4 protein-coding genes are annotated in these 7,571 nt (G+C 46.8%); all 4 read right to left on the reverse strand.

Annotated features, from left to right (window positions below):
• Positions 1-342: 342 nt before the first annotated feature.
• Complete coding sequence (locus tag SFV55_RS08435) at positions 343-1,044, reverse strand: glycosyltransferase family 2 protein (RefSeq protein WP_320029048.1); 702 nt, start codon at positions 1,042-1,044, stop codon at positions 343-345.
• Between the two features lie 77 nt (positions 1,045-1,121).
• Positions 1,122-4,151: a S8 family serine peptidase gene (locus SFV55_RS08440; RefSeq protein ID WP_320029049.1), complete on the reverse strand. Its 3,030-nt coding sequence runs from the start codon at positions 4,149-4,151 to the stop codon at positions 1,122-1,124.
• A 124-nt stretch (positions 4,152-4,275) separates the two neighbouring features.
• The gene (locus SFV55_RS08445) at positions 4,276-6,969 is read right to left on the reverse strand and encodes a PD-(D/E)XK nuclease family protein (RefSeq protein WP_320029050.1); all 2,694 of its coding nucleotides are present in this window, start codon (positions 6,967-6,969) and stop codon (positions 4,276-4,278) included.
• Positions 6,970-7,100: 131 nt separating this feature from the next.
• Positions 7,101-7,484, reverse strand: a complete 384-nt coding sequence (locus SFV55_RS08450; RefSeq protein ID WP_320029051.1) for an START-like domain-containing protein — start codon at positions 7,482-7,484, stop codon at positions 7,101-7,103.
• Positions 7,485-7,571 lie beyond the last annotated feature (87 nt).

Below are 7,571 nucleotides of genomic sequence, written 5' to 3' on the forward strand. Positions count from 1 at the left end.
TAGAGGAGATTGAATTGTGACAAGCAGTAAGCGGTCACGTAGGTCAGGGACAAGGTGTACACCCCCAAAAAAAAGAAGGCAAGTGCGGACATCATATTGGTTATGTGCGTTTTTCTCTTTTAACAGGTTTCTTAACATGTGGTGAAAAACGATGCAATTTATATCGTTTTTCACTAGTTTAGAACGATTTAGGGAAGCAAAGTAACGTCTTTTTCAGAAATATTTTTTTTTATAATCTCTGCAAACGTTTGTAGCGCATCTATTGTCCCACAATGCCTAAAAACCTTATGGTTGGATTCCTATAAAACGCCAAATCTAATTTCGTTTTTTTGCTGTTAGAGCTCAAAGATATTTGAAGATGGTATAAAGTATTTTGTACCCGGCTAAAAGGGTTCCTTTGATGGTTCCTGATACTTTAGACACACCAACTCGTTTCCGGTAACGCACGCCCACCTCCATACAGCGCAATTTTTGTTTGGCTGCCTTGATTTGCATCTCCACCGTCCAGCCATAATTGCGATCGACCATGTTCAAGGCCAACAAACTTTTCCAACGAATGGCCCTGAATGGCCCCAAATCGGTGAAATGATAATTGTACAAATACCGGATGAGGAAAGTGGCCAGCCAGTTGCCAAATACTTGTTGGGGGGTGAGCGAACCCTTTTCGGCTTTGCCGGAAGACAAGCGGGAGCCGATTACCATGTCAATTTCCTCATTCAAAATGGGTGCCACAAGCAAAGGCAATTCCTCTGGGTAATCCGAATAGTCCCCATCCAAAAAAACGAGAATGTCTGGTTGTTCTTCGAACGGCTTGTGCCGGATGTATTCCATGCCTTTTAAACAGGCATTGCCATAACCTTTGTTGGGCTCGTACACCACTGTAGCCCCCGCAGCCAGTGCCACTTGGGCAGTATTGTCTGTACTCCCATTATTGCACACAATGACCTCCTGCACCCAAGCCTTAGGGATTTCAGCGAGGACTAGGCCAATGGATTTTTCTTCATTAAAAACCGGGATGATGACGTGGATGATAGGAGCCTGCAAAAGTGTGGGTGATTTTGGTGATGGCAGCAAAGGTAAAAAAATTAGGGAACGATCTTGAGCTGCCATGGGCACCACTTTCATCTCTCATCTCTCATCTTTAATCTCTTTAATAGTGGTTTGGCGACTCTGGTTCCCTCCACATCAAACATCAGCCAATAAATCCCAGCTGGCAGTTGATTTAGGGTAATGCGCTCCTGACCGGATTGGCGTTGGCCCAGGTTTTGAGCACGCAATACTTGTCCAATGCTATTGACCACACTTACTCGGATTAATCTACTTTGATCAAGGTTGAAGGAAACGTTGACTTCATCCTGAGCAGGGTTGGGGAAGACACTGAAGCGGTAGGCCAAGGCGTCCTGTTCAGTAGTGGATGTTGAAGGGTCTACCTGGATGGTTTGTATCCTGGTATCGCTACAGCCCAGGGAATTGGTAACACTTAGCGAAACTTGATAGGTGCCTGCAGAAGCATAAGTGGTGCTGGGGTTGGGGTCGGTACTGGACAGACCATTCCCAAAGTTCCACAAGAATTGTGTGCCACCTGTCGACTGATTTTGAAAATTCAAAGCAGTATTGGCCTTTAGCGTGCTGCTGGGCAAGGTAAACTGCGCCTGCGGTTTTGCGGTCACATCAATAAATACGGGTGTTCTTCCACAAGGGTAACCATGTTCAATTTCCCAGTTGAAGAAATACGGGTAATCCTCGGGGGCGGCCACGTTATTGGCATACTTAATGGCCAATACATCCGTAATGGCAATAGGGTAGGAGACGGGTGCTTTAACAATCGACAATTCGCCCCCACGGGTTAATTCCAGCACCTGGTCGGTACCTGGGGAGACTTTGAAATTTAGCGGCACTTTTTGTTCACCGGTCTTACTCACCCGATAACTGATCGTTTGTACACCTCCGGTAGCATTCCGCAAAGTGAAAAAACGCAAACCAGTACGGTTGGGGTAAATGGTAACCGATTTAAGGACAAAATCATAGTAGGCGTCAAAAACCAGCCCGCCTACGGAATCGTTGTAAACAACTTCTCCTCCGGTTTGATCCAAACGGCCAGTGGTTCGATTGAAAGTTAGCTCTGCAAAAAGCACAGTATCTTTGCTGAGTACCCCTGTTTTAAAGGTATTGCCAGTGGCCAATGCTGTTCCGCCACTACTTTGATTGAACCAACGTACCGTACCTTCGCCGGTGTAGTCACTGCTCAACGAAATTTCACTTCCTGCACAGACATTTGTCGAAGTGGCTTTTGCTGTAGGCAATTGGGGCAAACCGGTTACATTGATGTATGTTTTGATCTGGTTATTCAAAGACCGGGCATCGGCAAACCCATTGGGATTCCGCAAATCTACTTCAACGATGTAACGTCCAAGTGGAGCATCGAAGGGGGGAACCAGGTAAGTCGCCAATTTTCCAGGCGCTACTTTTCCAGTCCACTTGTGCTGGACCAACGCGCTACTCTGTCCATCCCTACGAATGATGATGTCCATACTCCGCAGGGTATCCGCACCGCTGTTTTCAAAACTTACTTCGATGTAAGCCTGACGGTCACAACCGTATATGCGCGGCTTGGCCTGCACATGGATCACATCATTGCTTGCCCGCAAAGGTGGGCTAGGTTGAAAACCTTGGCTGATTAACCAGTTGTAGGCGGCCCCAAGGTCAATAAGGCCACGCCCGTAATCATTGTCTTCCCCAACCGCCCCCAAATCCTTGGCTGAATTGTACAATGCCAGTCCAAGCTGTTTTCCACTAAGAGTAGGAAAAGCTTCTTTGAGCAACAAAAGTGCGCCTGAAACATAAGGGGCCGAAAAAGAAGTGCCATCAACTGTGGAATAAGCTCCTTCCAGCGTAGCCGTTCGAACCCTTTCTCCCGGGGCAACCACTTCGGGTTTGATCAAAAAGCTACCATCGCGCCCACACACAGAAGGCCCGCGGGAAGAAAAATCAGAAATAGGGTAATTGCTGGTGTTGCCATTGATGGACCCAATTGACATCGGAACAACCAGATCGAGGTTTAACCCTCCCGGTAAATTCACAGTGGAAGGATCGGGGCCTCTATTACCAGCAGCAAAAACGACTGCAATCCCGGCTGCATCCAAAGATTGAACTACCGTGCGAAAGGCACTCCTGCATTCATCTGCATTGTTGCTATTCCCCCAGGAATTGTTGACAACATCGGGAATATCACTGGAAGTAAGAGGGTTTCCATCGGGGTTGAGAGCCCACTGTAACACTTCAATGGTACTGGTAGAAATGCCTTGTAGTGGGCAGATTTCGTTGGTCGTTGGATTGCGAAAAGCGGCAGGCCCACCCATCCATAAGGCATTGAAGGCTGCGCCTACTGTGTCGCGCGTCAATCGATCCAAACCTACTGCGACTGCAGCAACTGCGGTACCATGATCACCACATAAGTCACCAAGGATAGAACTGCGGTAGGTAGCATTTTGAGAACCATAGTTGTAGGCAAACTGAGTGCGCAAAGCCGGGTGAGTGTATTCTTGCCCGGAATCCACAATCAATACTTTGCGCCCATATCCTGTGTAACCCAAACGCCACAAGGCGCGTGCATTAATGGCATTCAAGCCGGGTTCCACTCCACCAGGGCTAAATGGTGGTGGTGCAGGAGCCGAACGATAGGTTTCGATGGCCATTTCGGGGAAAGGCTCAATCCAGTCCACTTCGGGATGTGTACTCAATTCAGCAACAAAAGTTGCACTCGCTTTTAACTCAATGATATTGGCAATCCAATAAGTTTTGACCGAGTTTTTTTCTACGCCTTTCGCCCCTTGCATCCAGTCTACCAGACGCGGTTGGCTTGCTGCTGCATTGCTTTGCAGAGCATTGATCAGGGTAGCAACCTGCTGATCTCGGGAATTGGAACCCCGCAATTCTCCTTGTTGCCAACGAGAGAGATCTACCTGGCTTTTCAGGCTGACCAAAATGTGGAATTGATGATCAGGCTTCTGGATTAAGTCTTCATATAAGGCAGTCGAAATATTGGCCGCATTGTAGTTTTGCGCTTCGAGATCATGATGCTCAGCGAAAAAAAACAAGGAAATGCAAAACAGGGCTTTGATTGTAGATCGTTTTAAGTACATCAAACACATGCTCACTTGTTTTTAAGATTATGATGGGGCTAAATTGTGTGTTAAGTTTAGGTATAAACACAGGAAATGGTAAAAACCACTACTTTGGAGAAACGATTTTTTTGTCTCAAGAAGTACAAAATACTCACTTGATGAGATTAATCAGGGTCCGGTAGTCATCAAAAGGGGCATCTTCTCGTTTTAACTCCAAAAAGGCCAACAAATCGTCTTCGGCGTAATGCTGTTCCAAATGTGCAATTGTGGCTGTACAACGAATTTCCACTTCGCCACGCCGAATTTGAGCCAGACGCCATTCTAAGGTAGCTTTCATCTTTTGTAGGATACGATTTCGAACCTCAATGGGATTAACATCGGGATTGATTGGCGTGATGTCCTTGAAAGCCGAACGATCCCGGGCAATCAGCCGTCCATTCTCCATGATGAAATAAGCCGTATGCACCTGTTCTGTACTCAGTGGCAACAAATGGGCATACAAAGCAAGTTGCAAATCTTCTTCATTTTTGATCATCAATTCCCGCCGCAGGCCACCGCGCCACTTCAAATCCATCACAGTTTGTTCCAAATTACGTGCCAAAACGAGGTCAGCGCGGGCATTCAAACGAATGCTGCCAAACTCTCCTTCAAGTGGCAATTCTGTTGCTTCCACCTTCCACCCATTGTTTTGCAACAAATTCACCAAACTCCAGGCGGCGAACTTGAGGCGTTTTAAAAAACGTTTGCGTTCTGCTTCTTTGCCATACATCAACAGTACTGCCCCTTCCCGATGCAAGAGTCGTTCTGCTTCCCGATCAATCCAATGATCGACTTGTGCTTTGGTCCATGTACCTAACTCAGGGATGAGTAAAAGGTTTTGGAAAAAACGATGCGCCAGATTGCCTTGGAGGGTACTGTCCTTTACAATGCTGAGAATGGACGACTTACGTAAGCGGATGTGGTGCCGAAACAACCATTGGTAGGGATAATAAAGCAAACTTTCCAAGCTGGTAAAAGTTTCTTCTGTCCGTTCAACCAATTTTTCCGGATGGTTCAAACGCAAAAACGCAGCTGGTTTGCCCAAACGCCTGAAAGGAATGCCTACTTTTTCGGGCAGTTCAAAATACCGGGCCAGCAATTGATTGTCTTCTGTGCAAGTAATAGGGGCTAAATGCCCGAAGCAAGCCTCCAGGTCACTCAACAGGGGATGAGGAAGCATGGCTTCACCTTCGGCAATTTCAGGAATAACCAAAATCAATCGATGTTTGCTCATCCAAACGGGGTGACGGCGTTGAAAGCCCAGTAACGCGTTTTGATCAGCTGGACTACTCAGGTGAATGTTGAGCTGAGAGAGCCATTCCCGTTCAGGATCATACCACCGCGAAAAGAAATAATCAGGCTCGTTTTGGGTGAAGTTCCACCAAATTAAATCGCGGACCGGTGCAGTCAGCGCGTTGGGCTGATGGACATAAGGAAAGCGGCCCACTTCCTGCAAACTCATTTGCATCGGGGCAGGTTCGTACACCGTACGTACAATGCGCTCTAATTCCAACCTGCTTAATTCGTTTTCGGGCAGGGTTTGCAACAAATCTACAATCTGCTTGGCTTGCTCTGCCAGCGTAATTAAAGAAGGGTTGTTGCTTTTTTGTTCCAGCGTACGGGTTGCCCAGATGTGTAGGTATAAAAAAATTTCTTCTACCTCACTTTTGGGAACCACTCCGGCAATATCGTAACGCCGGCGCTCGAACCAAAAACGGTATTGCTGGCGAATCTCGCGAATGTCAAGACTTGTTTCTTTAGTTGCTCTTTCTTCTAGTTCACTGAAATATTGGCCCAGCATGGCTTGCCAGGATTCACCTAGTATTCCGGGGGTCTGGGCCATTTGTTGGGCTATTCGATTGGCTAACTCCGTTTCCAGTGGTTTGAGGGGGAGGGAAACAAACTCCATGATTTTGAAAGGATCAACTGGAGTCCACAAAAAATTGGGGATCAGCTTGAGGGCTTGCAAGGTAGGCCGAGCCAGTGAAGCAGGCTGGATGCCTAAACTCGGTAAACCTTCGTGAATGAAAGCTTCATCCAGTGTACGGGATTTGTCCGGGATCAAAAAACAAGGCTGAAATCCTGGATTGCGGCGCAATAGGGTGGCAAGGTAAGCGCCTAAATCCGTATCTCTTTTCCCGCGCAACAAGAGTAATGTGCCATCTTTGGCCAGTTCTTGAGCTGTATTTTCTCCTGCTAAAAAAGCCTGAAAACGGCCCAAATCGGTATCGACCCGAGGCTGTTGTTGGGGAGTAGGATAATAGAGTTCTACACCTTGTTCTTGTAAAGCTTTAAAAAGGCGCTGCCAATATATAGGGAGTAGAACCGCAGGTTCAACGAACTGGATACGATGGATGGGAGCCGATCGCCGCTTGATTTTTTGCTCCAGGACGGTGAAACGATCCGCAAAACCCGCAGGGAGCTTGTGTTCACTGTTGTGCAATGCCTTTTCTACCTGGGCGATGCTATTCAATCGCGCGGGAGTGGTGGCAGTTGGGGAAAAATCCCAGCCTGCTAACAACAATTCATCCCGACGACTGAGCAAATTGGCCGCAGTTGCAAATTGATCGGCAGCAAAAGAACGAGAAAAAAAGGCTGTTGAATCTTCTTCGAGGTGTTGGCGGATTGCCTGACGATATTGCTCAATGCGCAGGTGTTCAATGTTGTTTTTGTGGCCTGCCAATCCATAAAAAAACTCCAGCCATTGTAATAAGCCATTGGGCCCCAACCACAATGTACCACCTTGGGAATGGTCAGGCATTGGCCAGGAAGGATTGTCTAAGGCAATACCAAAAATGAGGTTCATAAAAAGGAATGGTTGAGGAGTTGAGGAGTTAAGAAGGTTGAGGCTGCCGCAGCGACTTAGAAAAGGCTCGTGCTTAAGTCGCTGCAGTAGCCTCATCTCTTCAACTTTCTCAACTCCTCAACTATTTTGGATTAGCCACCACCAGAAGCTACTTGTAACTCGCCCATTTGTTTGTCCCAATACCTCTTTTGGTCTTTCACTTCGTTGTCGTCGCAGTAATCGGTGAGGGTGAGGATGGTTTCTCCGGTAACGGGCGCTTCGGTGATTCTAAATTCTAATTTTTCATTGTCTTCATGCAGGCCTTCCCAACGCAGGCTAAAAACTTCATCTTCCAGGTCTTCCACCACCGTTGCTTCATCGGTAGAATCCCCCCAATAGAAGGTGTATACTTCACCATCGATTTCCACATTGTCACAAAACCAGCGGATGAGACAAGAAGGAGTAGTCAGAAATTGATACAAAATCTGCGGTGAAGCTCGGAAAATGTATTCTTGTTTAAGTTGGGTTCTTTTCATACAGGCAATAAAAATCAATGGTTTCAGCAGTAAAAGAGAGCAATTATTCACTGTCTTCTACTGATCGCACAATAAAAAGTAAAAAAA

The organism is Haliscomenobacter sp., from assembly GCF_033763495.1.
In the GTDB taxonomy this organism is placed as follows: Bacteria; Bacteroidota; Bacteroidia; order Chitinophagales; family Saprospiraceae; genus Haliscomenobacter.

Excerpts from the sequence above, each read along its gene's own strand:
- SFV55_RS08440 (WP_320029049.1), bottom strand. The coding sequence starts at position 4,151 with ATGTGTTTGATGTACTTAAAACGATCTACAATCAAAGCCCTGTTTTGC.
- SFV55_RS08445 (WP_320029050.1), bottom strand. The coding sequence starts at position 6,969 with ATGAACCTCATTTTTGGTATTGCCTTAGACAATCCTTCCTGGCCAATG.
- SFV55_RS08450 (WP_320029051.1), bottom strand. The coding sequence starts at position 7,484 with ATGAAAAGAACCCAACTTAAACAAGAATACATTTTCCGAGCTTCACCG.